13 protein-coding genes and 5 tRNA genes are annotated in these 18,355 nt (G+C 44.3%); 7 read left to right on the top strand and 11 right to left on the bottom strand.

From position 1 onward, the window contains the following. Positions 1–63: 63 nt before the first annotated feature. Positions 64–2,586 (bottom strand): glycoside hydrolase family 3 protein, encoded by a 2,523-nt coding sequence (locus H8B19_RS14875; protein ID WP_186507681.1) that lies wholly within the window; start codon positions 2,584–2,586, stop codon positions 64–66. A gap of 428 nt (positions 2,587–3,014) precedes the next feature. Here H8B19_RS14875 and H8B19_RS14870 point away from each other — a divergent pair, with 428 nt between their 5' ends. From H8B19_RS14870 to H8B19_RS14855, 4 genes are all read left to right on the top strand, one after another. Further along, on the top strand, positions 3,015–3,860 hold the full coding sequence (locus tag H8B19_RS14870; RefSeq protein ID WP_186507680.1) for a polysaccharide deacetylase family protein: 846 nt from the start codon (positions 3,015–3,017) through the stop codon (positions 3,858–3,860). A gap of 158 nt (positions 3,861–4,018) precedes the next feature. Further along, positions 4,019–5,350 carry a GH1 family beta-glucosidase gene (locus H8B19_RS14865; protein ID WP_186507679.1) on the top strand — a complete coding sequence of 444 codons (1,332 nt, stop codon included), beginning with the start codon at positions 4,019–4,021 and terminating at the stop codon, positions 5,348–5,350. 27 nt (positions 5,351–5,377) lie between these two features. Continuing rightward, positions 5,378–6,718, top strand: coding sequence for a glycoside-pentoside-hexuronide (GPH):cation symporter (locus H8B19_RS14860; protein WP_186507678.1), 1,341 nt, complete (start codon positions 5,378–5,380; stop codon positions 6,716–6,718). Between the two features lie 24 nt (positions 6,719–6,742). Next, positions 6,743–7,744 (top strand): LacI family DNA-binding transcriptional regulator, encoded by a 1,002-nt coding sequence (locus H8B19_RS14855; protein WP_186507677.1) that lies wholly within the window; start codon positions 6,743–6,745, stop codon positions 7,742–7,744. Here the strand turns inward: H8B19_RS14855 and H8B19_RS19260 are convergent, their stop codons facing one another. The 10 genes from H8B19_RS19260 to H8B19_RS14805 all read right to left on the bottom strand — a co-directional run bounded on the left by H8B19_RS19260 (position 7,745) and on the right by H8B19_RS14805 (position 16,440). Continuing rightward, a complete protein-coding gene (locus H8B19_RS19260) occupies positions 7,745–9,403 on the bottom strand; it encodes a diguanylate cyclase domain-containing protein (protein ID WP_186507676.1) in 1,659 nt (552 codons plus the stop codon). Then, a complete protein-coding gene (locus tag H8B19_RS14845; protein ID WP_186507675.1) occupies positions 9,393–10,928 on the bottom strand; it encodes a bifunctional metallophosphatase/5'-nucleotidase in 1,536 nt (511 codons plus the stop codon). Before H8B19_RS14845 ends, H8B19_RS19260 begins: the two co-directional genes overlap by 11 nt. A gap of 192 nt (positions 10,929–11,120) precedes the next feature. Beyond that, positions 11,121–11,333, bottom strand: coding sequence for a DUF3820 family protein (locus H8B19_RS14840; protein WP_186507674.1), 213 nt, complete (start codon positions 11,331–11,333; stop codon positions 11,121–11,123). Further along, on the bottom strand, positions 11,326–13,113 hold the full coding sequence (locus H8B19_RS14835; protein ID WP_186507673.1) for an ABCB family ABC transporter ATP-binding protein/permease: 1,788 nt from the start codon (positions 13,111–13,113) through the stop codon (positions 11,326–11,328). The genes H8B19_RS14840 and H8B19_RS14835 overlap by 8 nt, the downstream gene beginning before the upstream one ends. An 84-nt stretch (positions 13,114–13,197) precedes the next feature. Next, entirely contained in the window at positions 13,198–14,820 is a 1,623-nt protein-coding gene (locus H8B19_RS14830; protein WP_186507672.1) for a response regulator, read from the bottom strand. 155 nt (positions 14,821–14,975) lie between these two features. Further along, positions 14,976–15,051 (bottom strand) — tRNA-Val (locus H8B19_RS14825). A gap of 22 nt (positions 15,052–15,073) precedes the next feature. Then, positions 15,074–15,149 (bottom strand) — tRNA-Val (locus H8B19_RS14820). 25 nt (positions 15,150–15,174) lie between these two features. Further along, positions 15,175–15,250 (bottom strand) — tRNA-Val (locus H8B19_RS14815). Positions 15,251–15,410: 160 nt separating this feature from the next. Beyond that, positions 15,411–15,725 (bottom strand): AzlD domain-containing protein, encoded by a 315-nt coding sequence (locus tag H8B19_RS14810; RefSeq protein WP_186507671.1) that lies wholly within the window; start codon positions 15,723–15,725, stop codon positions 15,411–15,413. After that, positions 15,718–16,440 carry an AzlC family ABC transporter permease gene (locus H8B19_RS14805; RefSeq protein WP_186507670.1) on the bottom strand — a complete coding sequence of 241 codons (723 nt, stop codon included), beginning with the start codon at positions 16,438–16,440 and terminating at the stop codon, positions 15,718–15,720. Before H8B19_RS14805 ends, H8B19_RS14810 begins: the two co-directional genes overlap by 8 nt. 164 nt (positions 16,441–16,604) lie before the next feature. On the opposite strand from H8B19_RS14805, the gene gltX reads away from it, so the two are divergent. The 3 genes from gltX (at position 16,605) to H8B19_RS14790 (ending at position 18,355) form a co-directional block, all read left to right on the top strand. Beyond that, a complete protein-coding gene (gene gltX, locus H8B19_RS14800) occupies positions 16,605–18,011 on the top strand; it encodes a glutamate--tRNA ligase (protein WP_186507669.1) in 1,407 nt (468 codons plus the stop codon). A 107-nt stretch (positions 18,012–18,118) separates the two neighbouring features. Then, positions 18,119–18,194, top strand: a tRNA-Ala gene (locus H8B19_RS14795). Between the two features lie 85 nt (positions 18,195–18,279). Then, positions 18,280–18,355 (top strand) — tRNA-Glu (locus tag H8B19_RS14790).

Here is an 18,355-nt window from a genome sequence, read left to right as displayed (position 1 = left end):
GGTAGGAATGCCATAAAAAAAAGCGCCCTGGGGCGCTTTTTTGTCACTATTTTGAACTACAGGTTACTGGCACTGGTCGCTGGCTTTATTAGGAGCCAGCATCAGATTACTGATGGTAATATCCAGTTTACCGCTTGAGGTTAAAGCGAAAGGACTATAAATTTTAGCGAAATCCACACCGCTAAAGCAGTTCAAATCTATGCGCATAGTCTGCCATTCGTTTAACGGCAATGCGTTCAGTTTATCGCTGATGTCGAAACGATCCTGACAGCCCCCTTCGCATGCCATGCTTAGCGCCACAGCTGCATCAGCCGCATGATTTACTTTTATATCAAAACTAATAGCAGCATTTTGTTCCTGATAAGGGCGCAAATCTTTAGGGAAGTTATCCGCAAATGTCACTGTTGCCTGACCTTTATCCAGCCACTGAATTTTAAGTGAATCTTCCTGTAAGTGATAATCCGTGGTGCGGATAGATACCTGTTCGGTATTTAACACATTGGAGTTCATCGCTGCCATTTGACCATTGGTGATAACACGTAACTGCCATGGTGGCTGGAAGGTTAATTGATAAAGTTTAAGTGGCGCAAGTGCACTTGCATTGGTATTGCTGTTTTCATTTAAATCAGCCGCAAGTACCTCGTTATCTCCATAATGCAGGCCGAAACCGTAAGGAAGTAACGGGTTGTAAGTTGCATCATTGCGGTTGACTGTTTGTGACGGACTGGCTGGCCAGCTATATGACAATTTACCACTGAAATCATAATTTACTTCATTGTTGGCCGTTTTGAATAAAACGTCGGCGACAGCGTCACCTTCAGATCCAGGTAACCAGGCGGCAACAAAGGCATTCGATGCATTTAATTCAGGATTTACCCACATAGGACGTCCAGAAATAAACACACTTACTACCGGAATCCCTGCGTCTTTAAGCTTTTTAAGCAGCGCCAGATCGGTTTTATTGCCACGCTGATATTCGAGGTTATCCAAATCGCCATTGCCTTCGGCATAGGGGTTCTCACCAAATACCACAATGGCCACATCCGGTTTTTGCTGATAATCACCATGTTCGCTTAATACTGCCTGGCCACCCGCTTGCTCCACATGTTTTTTAATACCATCCCAAATTGACGTGGCACCCGGGAAGTCACTGTTTTGATTGCCTGTACCCTGCCAGGTAATCGTCCAGCCACCACTTTGTTTGCCTATATTATCCGCACCATCACCAGCCACTAATATGCGGCTTTGAGGCGCAAGTGGCAGAATTTGCCCGGCATTTTTAAGTAATACCAGTGACTGACGTACTGCATCCTTAGCGATTGCACGGTGTTTATCTGAACCAATTAATTCCGCTTTGGCAGCCAGGGGGCGATTCGCAGGTGAAGGTTTGTCAAATAATCCTGCCCGCACTTTTACCCGCAAAATACGGCTGACAGCATCGTCGAGGCGTGACATAGGGATCTCACCGTTTTTGACCTGCTTAACGGTATTTTCGTATAAAGGTTTCCATGCCTGCGTGGGCACCATATATACATCCAGCCCTGCGTTCAGTGCCTGGGGACAGTTTTCATTGCTACAGCCCGGGATTTGTCCGTGACCATTCCAGTCACCTACAACAAAACCATCAAAGCCCATTTGCTCTTTTAGGACGTCGGTTAACAGGTATTTATTGCCGTGATTTTTTACGCCATGCCAGCTGTTAAATGACGCCATTACACTTTGAGAACCGGCTTCCAGACCGCTTACATAGCCCTGTGCGTGAATATCAAGCAATTCCTGTTCTGAGGCCAGGTTATCGCCCTGATCATCACCTTTTTCAGTGCCACCATCACCCAGGAAGTGTTTTGTGGTGCTGATAACATGATACTGATTAAGGAAATCCTTACCGGGTTCACCCTGTAATCCTTCTACGATGGAAGCTGCATATTGTTTTACTATCTCCGGATCTTCTGAGTAACCTTCATATGTGCGACCCCAGCGGTCATCACGTACAACTGCTACGGTGGGGGCGAACACCCAGTCGATTCCGGTTGCCATTACTTCTTCTGCTGTTGCCTGTGCCACCTTTCTGATCAAATCAGGATTATGCGCTGCACCTAAGCCAATGTTATGCGGGAACAGGGTAGCGCCAATAACATTGTTATGACCATGCACCGCGTCGGTTCCCCACATGGTTGGGATGCTGGTTCCATCCAGTGAATCGTCTATTGATGCCTGATACATGGATTCGGCTAATTTAACCCAATCTTCAACACTGGCATGTTTATCCCCATTGGGAAATGAGCCTCCACCATTAAGATAAGAGCCAAAACCATACTGGCGCATGTCTTCAACACTAATATCACGGATTTCTGGCTGAATGGTTTGTGCGACTTTTTGTTCAACTGTCATGCCTGCCAGAATATCACTAACCCGTTTTTCAACCTGTGGATCCTGTTTGACTTTAATATCCAGCTTTGGCCAGATTTGCGGCGTTTTTGCTGGTTCAGCAGCGTTATTCGTGGTTGAGGCATTATCGCTTCCACACGCCTGAAGTGTCAGGGCGATGGTTAATCCCACGGCTGAAAGTCGTAGATTTTTGTTCATTGGGTTGGAACCCTCTTTGTTGTTTACTTGTCCATCAGGACAAAATTGATTAAAAAATGTTGACCTAATGTTAGAATTATACTCTACTTATGTAAGCGCTTACATTTGCAGTTTTTTGATTTTATTGCAATGTTTTTTTTGTTTTTGTGGGCAGATATTATGTATTTAGCGGCTTTAACGCCTGATTTACCGCATATTCACAACGCGCTAATGAATTTCAATAATTTATTTTATTGTAAGTTTGAATGTTAAATAAATGTAATTTGGAATGTAGTGGGATTCCTGATAACTGACCTTGTTTGCAATGTTTTATCAGGTACAGAAAAAGCAAATAAATGAATCTCCACTTAGCCAAATCAAACTTCAGTGTCATTGTGGCAAGGATGTCCGGTGAATAAAACACATTCAGGCTTATTTTAAGGTGTTACATGTTAGTTAGATTAATAAAACAAAATACGCGTCATATTCTGGCTATCACCAGTTTTATGTTACTGACCACTCATTATGCTCAAGCCAGTACAGAAGGTGGTTTTGTGTGGCCAAACGGGGCAAAAGCTGCGGTTAACCTGGCTTATGACGATTCATTAAATAGTCAGTTAGATACAGCGATCCCCCAGTTGGATAAGTATGGTTTTAAAGGTTCTTTTTATCTGCGTTTGGATGCTCCAACACTCAAAACCCGTTTAAGAGAATGGCGTAAAGCCGCTGCCAACGGCCATGAATTGGGTAATCATACAATTTATCATCCATGTCGTGGTTCAAAACCTAATCGTGACTGGGTGATTCCTTATCATGATTTGGATAGTTACAAACTTGATGAAATCCATCAGGAGATCGATCTGGCCAATACCTTATTACACGCGATAGACGGCAAAACTGAACGCACCTACACTTTGCCTTGTGGTGATATACTGGCTGACGGTAAAGACTATGTCATTGGAATTAAAGATAAATTTTTAGGCATAAAAGTAGTTGGTGGTGATGTGCCGGATACCATGCAAGGTTATGATATGGGTAATACCGGTGTATGGGCGCCCGCTGAGCAAAGTGCAGAGCAGTTGATTGCCTTCGTAAAAAAAGCCAGAGAAAAGGGCACCATGGCAAATTTTACTTTCCACGGTATTGGAGGGGATTATCTGAGCAACAGTGCCGAGGCACACGAAGCTTTGTTAGCCTACCTGGCCAAACATAAGCAGGACTATTGGGTGGCAACGTTTGCTGATATCAGTCGTTATGTACGACAACAGCAAACCCAAACAAAAAATAACAGATAAATTAAACCGCCTGTGTAAGACAGACAGGTCATTTACACTGGCGGTTTTAAATTGGAATGTTTTGTAAGCGTTTACATGTGTGTTGTTGTGAAGAAGCGGGAAAGCTAACTGCAGCAACAAATTTAAATAAATAAAATAAGCTGATTAAGAGAGCTGGAATGAAAATATCTCTACCGACTAACAGCAATATGCTGAGTCCGGAATTTACCTTTGGCACTGCCACTGCATCTTTTCAGATTGAGGGTGCCAAAGATTCACGTTTACCCTGTATCTGGGACACTTTTTGCGCAACACCGGGCAAAATAGCGGATAACTCCAATGGAGAATACGCCTGTGAACATATCAAACACTGGCAACAGGATGTGGAGTTGATCAAATCACTTGGTGTTGATGCCTATCGTTTTTCGGTGTCGTGGCCACGGGTGATCAAAGAAAATGGTGAGTTAAATCAGACCGGCGTAGATTTTTACGTACAATTACTTGATGCACTTAATGAAGCGGGCATTAAACCTTATGTCACCTTATATCACTGGGATCTGCCTCAGCATCTCGAAGATAAAGGTGGCTGGTTAAATCGTGATACTGCGTACCAGTTTGCAGACTATGCTGACAAAATCAGCCAGGCATTTGGTGACCGTGTGTATTCTTACGCTACCCTCAACGAACCATTCTGCAGTGCTTATTTAGGCTATGAAATTGGTGTTCATGCGCCCGGTTTAACTGGCAGGGACAAAGGGCGGAAAGCGGCACATCACCTTCTGTTGGCGCATGGTCTGGCTATGCAGGTGTTAGATAAAAACAGTCCGGATACAGTAAATGGAATTGTGCTGAATTTTACGCCTTGTTATTCGTTAACGGACAGTGATGCCGATAAACGAGCCACCGACATCGCAGATGAATACCTTAATCAGTGGTACATCAAACCTATTATGGATGGTTGTTATCCGGATGTTATAAATTTATTGCCGACTGAACAGCAACCGGATATCGTCGATGGCGATATGGATATCATCAGTCAGAAGATTGATTTCCTTGGTATTAATTATTACACCCGCGCGATTTATCAGGCTCATGCCGGGAACTGGTTTGAGCAAATTATGCCCGAAAATGTCGAACTGACGGATATGGGCTGGGAGGTATGTCCATCAGCTTTCACTGATTTATTAGTGTCACTGCATCAAAAATACAGCTTGCCGCCGATGATGATCACCGAAAACGGCGCTGCCACGGTAGATAAAATTGAAAATGATCAGGTTTATGATGAACAACGTTTACGTTACCTGAATAGTCATATCAATGCGGTGAATGATGCTATTGAAGCCGGCGTCAATATTACCGGATATTTTGTCTGGAGTTTAATGGACAACTTTGAGTGGGCGGAAGGATACGTTAAACGTTTTGGCATCGTTTATGTGGATTATCAAACACAAAAACGCACACCCAAAGCCAGTGCATATGCTTACCGGGATCTGATCAGTAACCGTGGTTAACGCGGTTAGTTTAGGAATAACAATAAGATGAAAGTTTCAATCAGAGAAAAAATTGCTTATGGGTTGGGGGACACGGCCAGTAACTTCATTTTCCAGACCATTATGTTGTTTCAAACCTATTTTTATACTGACATTTTTGGTTTGTCGCCAGCGGTGGCCGGTACCATGTTTTTGGTGGTACGTATTTTTGATGCAGTAACTGACCCGGTTATGGGGTCTTTAGCCGACCGTACTAAATCGCGCTGGGGTAAATTCCGCCCTTATCTGTTATTTTTAGCCATTCCTTTTGGCATATGCAGTGTCATTGCTTTTACCACGCCGGATTTAAGTGCTGAAAATAAAATCATTTATGCCTATTTAACTTATGGTTTGTTAATGCTGGCTTATACCGCAATTAATATTCCTTATTCAGCGCTGGGTGGCGTGTTAACTGCTGATGTGGATGAACGTGTATCAGTGCAAAGTTATCGCTTTGTATTAGGCATGACAGGTGGGTTACTGGTGAGCTCACTAACACTGCCAATGGTTGATTACTTTGGAAACGGTAATCCTGCGATTGGTTATCAGCGAGCCATGATGGCCATGAGTATTGTTGGCGTTGTGTTATTTCTGATTTGTTTCTTTGGCACCAGGGAGCGGGTTGCTCCGGTAAATGATACGAAGGTGAGTTTTGCTAAAGAAGCTGCATCTCTGTGGCAAAATGATCAATGGCGAATTCTGTGCATTGCCGCAGTATTTTTATTAACGGGTATGGTTCTTAGGACCACACTCGCCATTTATTACATTAAATACTACCTGTTGCGTGAAGACCTGATTACCACTTTTGTTACGGTTGGCATGATAGGTAATATGATCGGCTGTGCGCTGGCGCAACCGCTGGCGAAACGAGTCAGCAAAATTAAGGCTTATATCGGATTACAGCTGATTGCGGCATTTATTTGTGTTGTGAGCTTTTTTGTTGGTGCAGAACAAATTGCACTGGCATTTGTGCTGTATTTCCTGTGGGGTATGTTTCTGCAAATGGCCACGCCTTTGTTATGGGCAAAAATTGCCGACAGTGTCGATTATGGTGAATGGAAAACCGGGGTAAGAATTACCGGAATGACCTATTCCTCAGTGGTATTTTTTATTAAACTGGGGGTCGCACTGGGTGGTGCTATTGCTGGTTGGTTACTGGCTTATTACGGATATCAGGCTGAAATAGCCCAAACAGAAGAGACAAAAATGGGAATATTACTGTCATTTACCATATTCCCGGCAGTTGGCTCGGTTCTGGTCGCCCTGGTGATGCGCAATTACAAGCTAAATAATCAGGTTCTGGCCAACCTGCAGGCTGAGACGGGGATCAACCGCCAGACAACAGCCTGATAATAACAAAGGAAGTACGCTTACATGGTAACCATCAAACAAGTTTCTGAGTTGGCAAAGGTGTCATCGGCTACGGTGTCGCGCGTTATTAACAACGCCGACTCAGTTAAACTTGAAACCCGTAAACTGGTGGAAGCGGCAATGAAAGAATTGGGTTACCGACCCAATTCTATTGCCCAGTCCCTCGCCTCAAACAAAACCAACACGGTAGGGTATGTGGTTCCTCAGCTGTACGGCTCCTTTGGTATTATGATGTCCGGTTCGGAAGAAGTATTACGCCGCGCCAATAAACATATGTTTATTATGACCGGACACAGTAATGAAAAAGATGAAAAGAGTGCGATTGAAGCGTTACTTATGCGCCGTTGCGATGCGCTTATTTTGCATCTTGAGTCTACCAGTGATGAATATCTGATTGAACTTGCCAAACAAAAAGTGCCTTTTGTGCTGGTTAACCGGGTTATTGAAGCGATAGAAGATAACTGCATCAGCCTCGATAACCATTTTGGTGGATATCTCGCCAGTAAAGCGTTGATCGATAAAGGCCATCGTGACATTGCTTATATCGCCGGTTCGTTGTGGAAATCGGATGCAATAGAACGTTTGCAGGGGCATAAAGAAGCGCTGGCAGAGGCGAATATTGCGTATGATGAATCACTGATTTATGAAGGTGACTTTCAGGTTCATTCAGGGGTAGAAGGCATTGAAACCCTGTTAAACGCCGGTAAAAAATTCAGCGCTGTAGCATGTGGTAACGACGAAATGGCATCGGGTGCCATCGGTGCTTTGCGTGACGCGGGCTTAAAGGTACCGGAAAGTGTGTCTGTTGTTGGATTCGATGACGTGGAATTCAGTAATTACCTGACCCCCCGCCTAACTACGATCCGCTATCCGATGAAAGAAATTGGCCAGATGGCCGCGCGCTGGATCTTAAACCGGGCCTATGAAAACAGCTCAATGCAGTTGCAACATGTATTGTCACCACACTTAATCGAACGTGAAAGTGTATGTGACGCTGGCGGCTAATTATTCTATAAAACTAACAAAGCGATTTCGGCCAAGATTTTTGGCTTCATATAAGGCTGTGTCGGCATTTTTTAACAGCTGATCGGCTGATATAGGATCGTCGTAATGGAAGGTTGCAATACCGATACTCATAGTGACATGATCTGCGACAAGGCTGTGCTCATGGGGGATGCGCTGTTCTTCAATTGCCTGTTGCAATAAGGTAGCAACAAGCTCGGCGCCTCTGTTATCGCTTTGTGGTAAAACAAAAACAAACTCCTCACCACCATAACGCGCTACAAAATCTTCATCCCGTCTTTTACATCGGGTGAGTATTTTGGCGATCTGTTGCAGACATTCGTCTCCCTTATTGTGGCCGTAATTATCGTTGTATGGTTTAAAATAATCCACGTCCATCAGTAGTAACGATACCGGCCAGTGGTGGCGGATAGCCGACTGCAGATAGGTTGGCAAATGTTCATCCAAAGCCCGGCGGTTGGCAATACCAGTTAACCCATCTGTTAAAGATAACTCCTGTAACTGCTGTTGCTGAATTTCAATTGTGCGGGTGAAATAACGAAAAGACCGGGCAATATCAGCAATTTCATCCTGGCCACGAATATCAACCTGTAACGGTTCACCATCAATGTGCGACTGAATTTTTTTATTCAATTTATTCAGGCGATTAACCACCCGGTGGCGGATCATATATACCGCAATCAATAAACCGAGTACTGCTGATGCTGATAATAAACCGAGCAATTTAATCTGCTGTTTAATGCGTTGTGATGTTTTTAATGTTTCCAGTTGTATGCTGTTATTCAGCTCGTAGGAACGAAACTCCGATAAATTGGCAATATCCGTCACCAGATTGCGTACAAAATGACCACGGCCAATTGAGCGACCCATTAAGCGTAATTGCTCGGAACGCAGATTTATCATGCCACTTTCACCTAACAGTAATCGTTGTAATTCAACCGTTACCTGAGTGGCTTTGGTTTTCATTTTTTCCGGTAAATTATCGATGGACTGGTATTGTTTGCTGAGTAACGTATCTACCAGTTCATTAATTTGCCGAACCTGATTTATCCGTTCACTGGTAAGTGATTCAGAAGCTGTAGCGACAATATCGGCCAGCTCAATCGTCCATAAAAAGCTGGTTGGGGACAAATTTGAGCGATGATTAGGCGATAGCATAAAGTCCATAATTTTGTTGTAGGATTTGTACAAAGCCGTTTTGCGTTTATTAATGGTGTCATCGAGCAATAAGCGCTGGTCAATCAATCTGTTGAGATGCTCCAGTTCGTCTTTCATTGATTGAATGTGCATGGCCAGATATTCGTCTTTGCCATGTTGTTCAATCATGGCCATGATCTCACTTACTTTGGCCGAGACTTCACGATTGGCGATACGCCGCGATGCCTGAGTTGATGACTGGGCAAGACCGTCGATCAGGTATGTCAGGCTGTTCACCTGACTATTTACCCGGTTACTGTGCAAAGCTGCGGGGATCGACTCGGTGCTGATTTCATCAAGGATAACGTCGAATTCTTTCAGGCGCTCATATACCAGCGTTGCGATCGCCGCCAGGAGTACCGATACAAAAATAAGTAAGGATACAAAAAAGGTGTTAAGCGAATATAAGCGCCATACGCGTTTATTTTTTTTATTAACAGTCACTATTTTCCTTACAGGGCACCAGGGTTATATCGGTTAATCTGTTCTGTTCTTTAGGGGCAATTTGCTTATCCGTTAGTATCTGGTCAACTACCACATCTGCTAATAAACGTGTCATTTTATGGGTTAAATTCACTATCTTTTTGTCCGCAAACATAGTGAATGCATCGCCGCCTTTTGCCAGATAATTACTGGTTACAACACTGTATATTTTATCTTTAACGATGGGCTTGCCATGTACCTTAACCGAAATAACCCGTTTATCGGGAGGGAACTGGCTGTTGTAGGTGACATTTAACCCCGACACCTGCAGATAACGCCCTCTGGCTTCATCAATAAATTTAAAACCATTTTCCAACGCCAGAATAATATCGCTTCCGGGTACTTGCATGGTTACCACTTCATTACGATAAGGCAGCATTTGTGAAATGTCCTTACGTGTGATGAAATCGCCCGGTTTCATGACTTTGTCGCCACGTATTGTGCCGCTGTTTAATAGTCCGATTTCAGCACCAGAATACTTTACCAGCGCATCTGTTACATAGTTGGCAAACGCGTTTTCCTTTACACGCAAAGCATGGCGGCGTGTATCTATATGTGTCAGTAATTCACCAATAGGCTGATTAAACAGGCGATTCACTCTGCTGCTGTAACTGTCGACCTGCTTTTTTAAATCGGGGTCAGCAATCATGTCCGAAAGCAGAACCTGTCGCCAGTCGAAGGCAAGTGTCTCGGGTTGATTGTTATTCCAGCTTAAATCAATCACGCCAGCACTGCCGGGAATGGTAACAAAAATGTCTCTGGCGTGAATTTGCGGTGGTTTAAGTTGTCGTTGCTGAAAATAATTGTCTTTATGCAGGCTTAAATCAATCACCCGTTCATCAAGTAATTGCTGAATATCATCCAGTCCAAAACTGTACATTAAAACAATCAAATCAACGTTATTGCGACGCAGAATGGCTGCTTGTTCTCTAATGGCGGTAGCGGGATCCCTGACTTCAAGGCGTTCTAACGCATATTCGGATAATACTGTTTGGTGAAGCACTGATAATACACCGATATTGACCTGACCCTGATGCGCAATGGTGCTGGATACCAGCCCATCAAGTATACCGTCAGATAATGGATCATATATATTGCTGCTGACCATAGGAAAGGCTGCTTCATAGGAGCGCAGGGATAATTGATCTTCCAGATAGCTAAAATCCTTTTTAGCCACGCCCATGGCATCAGGGCCAATACTGTTTAGCAGATCAATAATATGTGCACCTTTATCCAGTGAGGATAAACTACTGGGACCGATGCTTGATCCTCCAAACAGGAAAAAGACGTTATGTTTTTGTTTACGTTGTTGTTTGAGCAATGTCGCCAGCTCGGCATAACCACCGTAATTGTGCTGGCTTATTTCCGACATGTTTTCAGTGAAAACAATGGTGGCCTGTTTTATCTGAGCAAATGAATAAAAGCTGATGCAGCATATAACACACGACATAAACAGACGTGTTGCGACATATTGTATAAACAGCATACAGTGTCCCTCGCCTAAATTTAGCTTATTGATGTGTTAACCGGATACTACAACTATAGCCGTAATAAGTGTATTTTGTGGTACAGATTATATATCGTCAATTATTTGAATTATATAGATTTATTGTAGAATGTGAGCTGTTTACCACTAAAAAACACCAGTGGAGTGCAACAACCCGTTAATCAGACCGGATTATTTCACTAAATCTGTCAAATTTTTCTCAAGTCCGTTGAGTTTTATTTCATACATTAGCGCTAATTGCTGGCCTAATTTGCCGTCAGGAAACCCTTGTTTGTGAAACCACACCAAATAGGGTTCGGGCAAATGAATTAGCTTCATGCCCTTGTATTTACCAAAAGGCATGGGCTGGTTGATGGTATCGATTAACTGTTGTGGATCAAGCATGTTGTTTTAACTGAGTCTGCCACAGCGCGGCATAAACGCCCTGTTTAGCTAAAAGTTGTTGATGCGTGCCTTGTTCGGCAATCGCGCCTTGTTGCATCACTAAAATACAATCCGCATCAACGATAGTGGATAAACGATGGGCGATAATCAAACTGGTGTGTCCGCTGGACACCTCACGAATTGCCTCTAATATGGCTTGTTCTGAATGACTATCCAACGACGAGGTGGCTTCATCAAACACAATTATATTGCAGCCTTTTAAAATGGCTCTGGCAATGGCTACCCGTTGTTTTTCGCCGCCGGATAGTTTGAGGCCGCGTTCGCCCACCTGGGTATTAAGCCCATCGGGCAGTGAATCGATAAATTTACCTAAATGCGCCAGTTTAATCGCCTGCTGCAGTTGTTCGTCACTGGCATCAGGCTGACCGTAACGGATATTGGCAGCGATAGTATCATTAAATAACACCGTATCCTGCGGCACAATCGCCAGTTGCTGGCGCAAGGATTGCTGAGTGACAGCGTCTATGGCCTGACCATCAATACTAATTTCGCCGCCATCAATATCGTACAAACGAAACAGCAGTTTACTGATGGTGGATTTACCCGAGCCACTTTCACCGACAATCGCCACTTTTTGTCCGGCTTCGACCTTAAAACTAATCTCATTTAAAATCGGGCGTTCAGGCTGGTACTGGAATTTCACCTTATCAAAACAAATCGCACCCTGTGATACCTCAAGTGTTGTGGCATCGACTTTATCGTTAACTTTTGGTCTGGTATCCAGCAGGGTAAATAAGTTTTCAATATTGGCCATGGCGTTACGAATTTCACGGTACACAAAACCCAAAAAGTTAAGTGGCATAAAAATCTGCATGGTAAAGGCGTTGATCAGCACAAAATCACCTATGGTCATTGTGCCTTCGCTGACATGATGGGCGGCCAGCAACATCATAGCGGTCATAGAGGCGGCAATAATAAACGCCTGACCACCATTTAAGGCAAATAAAGACAACCTGTTGTTACGACGTGCGGTTTCCCACTGGGCCAGATTGTCATCGTACAAACGCGCTTCGTATTGCTCATTGGCAAAATAACGCACGGTTTCAAAATTAAGCAGGCTGTCAATCGCGCGGGTATTGGTGGTGGAATCGGCCTTATTCATTTCACGCACGTAGCGGGTCCGCCAGTCGGTGGCTTTAACCGAAAAGGCCACATAGGCGATAACTGACAGTAATACAATCAAGCCAAACCCCCAGCCATAATTAACCAGTAAAATGGCGGCTACCAGCACAATTTCCAGCAGGGTAGGCACGATATTAAACACCATAAAACGCATCAAAAAGCTGATACCAGTGGTGCCGCGCTCAATGTCCCGGGATAATCCACCGGTCTGACGGTTTAAATGAAAGGCCAGTTCCAGTTGGTGCAGATGTTTAAACACGCTTAAGCCGATACGGCGCATGGCGCGCTCAGTTACCCGGCCAAATAAAGTATCGCGAATTTCACCAAATAATACGTTAGACAAACGCACCACTCCGTACGCCACAATCAGGGCGATGGGAAAAGTAGCAGTGGTGAGTTTGTCGGCTGGAATATTCAGCCCGTCAACAATATGTTTAAGCACAAAGGGCAAACCGACACTGGCTATTTTGGCCAGGATCAAACAGGCCAGTGCCAGGCCGACGCGGATTTTATGTTCAAGCAAATACGGCCACAGGCGTGTTAATACATGCCAGTTTACCGGGCCATCATGTTCCGGAGAGTTTTTTAAACGTCGCATAGGTTACAGCAAGCAAACAGAGTAGGGCGACAATAGTAGCAGCTAAGGCATTGAAACTAAATGCAGTTAAACTGAGGTTGCGCCTTAGGCAACCTCTTCAAAAAAGCGGGTGACCTTTTGGTATCGTTCTTCCTGATCCTGCGTCAGGTTGCTGTTTTCAATGGTATAGATACAGCGCTTCATGGTGGAGCGAATATTGTCGGTTAAAGACTGCTCGCGCAAACGAAGAGCTATGGCCTGCAATAAATTAAGCGCAATCGCCGGGTTTTTCGGCATCACGCGAAATGCCTGGCGGAATATTTTCATCGCACCGTGAATATCACCGGTCTGATAAAAGCTTACACCTGCATTATTAAGCTCTTTGGGGCTGTAACGAATGGCATGGCGTTCCTGTTTTTCCTGCAAAATATAACGCAGGAATATTTTGCCCTGATCAGGATACTGGCGACAGCGACGTTCAATTTCATTCAATAAACGCATGGATTTTTCATACAAACCAATTTCGTGGAACGCTTTGGCTTTATCGAGTAAATCTTCCATGCTGTCGCGCGACCAGTTGTTATCATCCAGCTGGTTCAATAAGGCTTCCGCTTTATGCTTTTCATCCTGTAAATAATGCATGCGTGCATGAATAACCTTTAAAGGCTCACTCATTTGCGCCTTGGGGAAGGTTTTATTAAAGCGTTTTAGGTATTCGTTGCACTGCTTAAGTAACAGGTTGCACTGTTCAGGCCCGGCGGTCATCGCATAGTCGATACCCGCGCGCGCGGCATTTAAATAGATTTGCGGTTGTTCATACACAGAATTACGCGCATAACGTACCACTTTTTTTGAAATTTCAAACAAGGTTTGATGATCGTGGGTTAAACGTGACAACTGCATGGCATACTGATGACGTTTGATATTACGTGGTGATAATTCTGCCGCCAGCAGGGTGCTTTCCAGCGCCATATCAAAATCTTTTTGTTTGATTTGAATATCTGCCAGTAAATCAAAGGCTTTAACCTGAGCGTCCGCTTTAAAGGCCAGGCGCAGTAATAGTTTTTCAGCTTCGTCATCCTGATCAAGCGCCATCAGGGATTTGACCATGCCCAGTTGCGCCCAGGCAAAATTCTGTACGTTGATAATGGCCTGATAAAACTCTTTGGCTTGTTCGTATTGTTCACACAATAACAATAACTCGCCTTTCAGTTTTAATGCGATGGGGAAAAATTCAGATTTATCCGGCGAGGTTAAAAAGGTTTCAACGGCATCCAGCGCCTGTTCGTTTAAATCCTTGTGCATTAACTGATAAATGTCTTTTAAGACTTTTTTGCGTTTTAAAATACGGGTTAAACGGCGACTGATATCGTTAACGGTGAAGGGTTTAACTAAAAACTCATCCGGTTGCAGCTCAATAATGCTTTGCACTATGTCGGCATTGGTTTCACTGCTGATAAATACAAACGCGGTAGACTCGGGAATGATGCGTTCGCTAATTAAATATTCGTAAAGACTGTAACCTTCCTGTTCCTTTTTTAAATGATAGGAGCAGATGATCAGATCAAATTCTTCGGCCTGAATGCGGTTTAGCGCTTTGTCGGCTTGCTCAACATAGGAGATTTTTTCGAAACCCAATTCCTGCAGCGCATACTTCATATAACCCTGGGCAAGAACCTGCTCATCGATGATCAGTACATTACTGTTTTTGGCGAGATTGCGATCCATAGCGATAACGTATGTTGAGTTGAATAATTAGTTTATCGTATCGCAGATAAAAAGCATGAGTCACTATTTGAAAAAATGCTTAAGTATAAAATACAGCAATCATCACGATGAGCGGGTATTGGTATTAACTATAAAGGGAATTTTTCAATAAAGAGTGGTGGACGCTACTGGACTTGAACCAGTGACCCTCGCCTTGTAAGGGCGATGCTCTCCCAACTGAGCTAAGCGTCCATTTTGGACTTTAGCACGAAAATGGTGGACGCTACTGGACTTGAACCAGTGACCCTCGCCTTGTAAGGGCGATGCTCTCCCAACTGAGCTAAGCGTCCAAATTGTGTTATTGCACGGAAAAAGTGGTGGACGCTACTGGACTTGAACCAGTGACCCTCGCCTTGTAAGGGCGATGCTCTCCCAACTGAGCTAAGCGTCCGATTTTTCCGTCTGAAGGCTGTTGCCCTCAAGTGGAGCGCCATTATAGTGAGGCAGATTTGACTGTCAATACTATTTCTAAAAAACTGATTTAAATGTGCAACATATGTTCAAATTGCTAGCAATTTAAACACTCTGCTTACGCATTAAACACCGCAAGGTTAAAAATAAAAGCGCGCCACACCATACACCAGCATGCCCACCACAATGCTAATTAACAAACGTGGCTGCATAAAGGCACATATAGCCGACGCCAGTGCTCCTAATAAATAGGGATTATTCCACTGGGTATTTAACTGACCATGCTGATAAAAAACTGTCTGGCTGATAATGACCGTCAGTACCGCAATCGGCACATAGGACAAGGCTTTAATTAAGGTGGGCGACAAATGCACCCGGTTTGCCATGGCTAAAGGCAAATAACGCGGAATAAAAGTTACAATCACCATACCAACAATAATCCACCCGTTATTCATCACCGCCTCCTTTTGTAGTTTTAGTTAACTTTTGTTCGGCAATAACCCCGCAGGCAATGGCAATAAAGGCCGAAAATAACAATCCGCTTTGATGTGGCCAGTGATAGGTTAATAAGCCGCTTACACCTGCTACCAGTGCACATATATAGTGGCTTGGCATTTTTAAATTGGCGATAACTATGCCGACAAACGCCACTACCATAGCGATATCTAATCCAAATTCGGTCAGGGCCGGGAAGGCGTTACCCGCGATGACACCCACTGCGGTGCTCATTAACCAAAAGCCATACATAAATAGCCCAGAGCCAAGATAGTAGGCCACCCAGTGCGGATAATCGGGTTCACGGGCCAGCCGGTTAACCACGGTGGCAAAGGTTTCATCGGTCAATAAAAAGCCCAGCGGTAAACGCATGGCCTGCGGTACTTTGCGTACATGAGGCAATAAACTGATCGAATACAATAACTGGCGCAGGTTAACAATAAAGGTGGTGGCGATAATAATGAGCGCTGCCGAGCCACCGGATATCAGCGCTACCGCAATAAATTGAGATGAGCCGGCAAACACCAGTACCGACATGGCCATGGTAAATAAACTGCTTAATCCGGCTGCGGTGGCCATCGCACCAAATACAACGCCAAATGGCATTGCGGCCAGTATCAGTGGCATGGTGTCTTTCGCGCCCTGCATAAATGCATGTAATGATTGATTTTTCACGAGAATTTAAGATTGTACAAACAGGCCGAAAGCTTACTTGCTGACGCGATAAAAAGGAATTGGCCTAATCAGATTATTTCGTTTTATGTTACGTCGCATTGCGCATGGCTTTACGCTAGAATAGCGCCAATTTTTTTACTGACTTATCCAGAGATAGATTAATTATGACGGTAGTAACTCGATTTGCCCCCAGCCCAACTGGTTATCTGCATGTTGGTGGTGCGCGTACAGCGCTTTATTCATGGCTTTATGCCAAATCACAAGGCGGCAAATTTGTTCTGCGAATTGAAGATACCGATATTGAACGTTCCACTCAGGACGCCATCGATGCCATTTTAGAAGGTATGGAATGGTTAGGTTTAACCTGGGACGAAGGTCCCTATTACCAGACCAAACGTTTCGACCGTTATAAAGATTATGTAGCGCAATTACTTGAACAAGGCAAAGCCTATAAATGTTATTGCTCGCGTGAACGTCTGGACGAATTGCGTGAAAGCCAAATGGCCAATGGTGAAAAACCCAAATACGACGGTAAATGTCGTCACAGCCATGAACAGCAGGAAGGCTCTTATGTTATCCGCTTTAAAAACCCAACAGAGGGTAAAGTGGTTATTAACGATCATATTCGCGGTAAAATCGAAATTGCTAACGCCGAGTTAGACGATTTAATTATTCAGCGCAGCGACGGTACACCAACCTATAACTTCTGTGTTGTTATTGATGACTGGGAAATGGGCATTACCCACGTAGTACGTGGTGAAGACCATATTAACAACACCCCGCGTCAGATTAATATTTTAGAAGCCTTGGGTGCGCCGGTACCAGAATACGCCCACGTATCCATGATTTTAGGTGATGATGGTAAAAAACTGTCGAAGCGTCATGGCGCGGTTGGGGTGATGCAATACCGTGATGACGGTTTCCTGCCACAAGCACTATTAAACTATTTAGTACGTTTAGGCTGGTCACACGGCGATCAGGAAATTTTCAGCATGGATGAAATGCTGGAGCATTTTAGCCTGGATGGCATTGGTCAGTCGGCATCAGCCTTTAATACCGAAAAACTGATTTGGTTAAACCAGCACTATATTAAAACCATGCCGGTAGCTGAGGTGGCTGAATATGCTAAATGGCATTTTGAGCAGCAGGGCATTGATTTAAGCAAGGGTCCTTCACTGGAGCAGGTGATTAACATTCAGGCCGACCGGGTTAAAACCCTGAAAGAGCTGGCAGAAATCAGCCGTTATTTCTATGAAGACTATAACGAGTTTGATGAAAACGCGGCTAAAAAGCATTTACGTCCGGTAGCACAACAACCACTTGAAGCGGTAAAAGCCAATTTGGCCGCCATTAGTGACTGGAATGCAGTGAATATTCATGCGGCAATCAACGCAACCGCTGAACAACTGGAAGTGGGCATGGGTAAAATTGGTATGCCACTGCGTGTTGCTGCCACCGGATCGGGTAATTCGCCATCACTGGATGTCACTCTGGAATTGTTAAGTTTTGAGCAAGTTGCACAACGAATAGACAAAGCGTTGAAATATATATCAAACAGAGCAAATTCCTGAAAAAAAGCGTTGACATAAAAAGGTCGGATGCCTAGAATGCGCCCCGCTGTCAGGGAACAGCAGCACTTAAGGCAAAGGCCTAGCTTTGAGCTTAAGTGATTAAGCTTGGGGCTATAGCTCAGCTGGGAGAGCGCTTGCATGGCATGCAAGAGGTCGGCGGTTCGATCCCGCCTAGCTCCACCAAGTTTCTCACATCACGCAATGCGGGATGTGGCGAAGTAGAGACAGACGTTTTGTCTCTGCGGAATGCGGCTGGTAACCGTTTTCTGTCCCCTTCGTCTAGAGGCCTAGGACACCGCCCTTTCACGGCGGTAACAGGGGTTCGAATCCCCTAGGGGACGCCA

It is taken from the genome of Neptunicella marina (assembly GCF_014270035.1).
In the GTDB taxonomy this organism is placed as follows: Bacteria; Pseudomonadota; Gammaproteobacteria; order Enterobacterales; family Alteromonadaceae; genus Neptunicella; species Neptunicella marina.
This window is presented reverse-complemented; position numbering and strand designations above follow the sequence as displayed.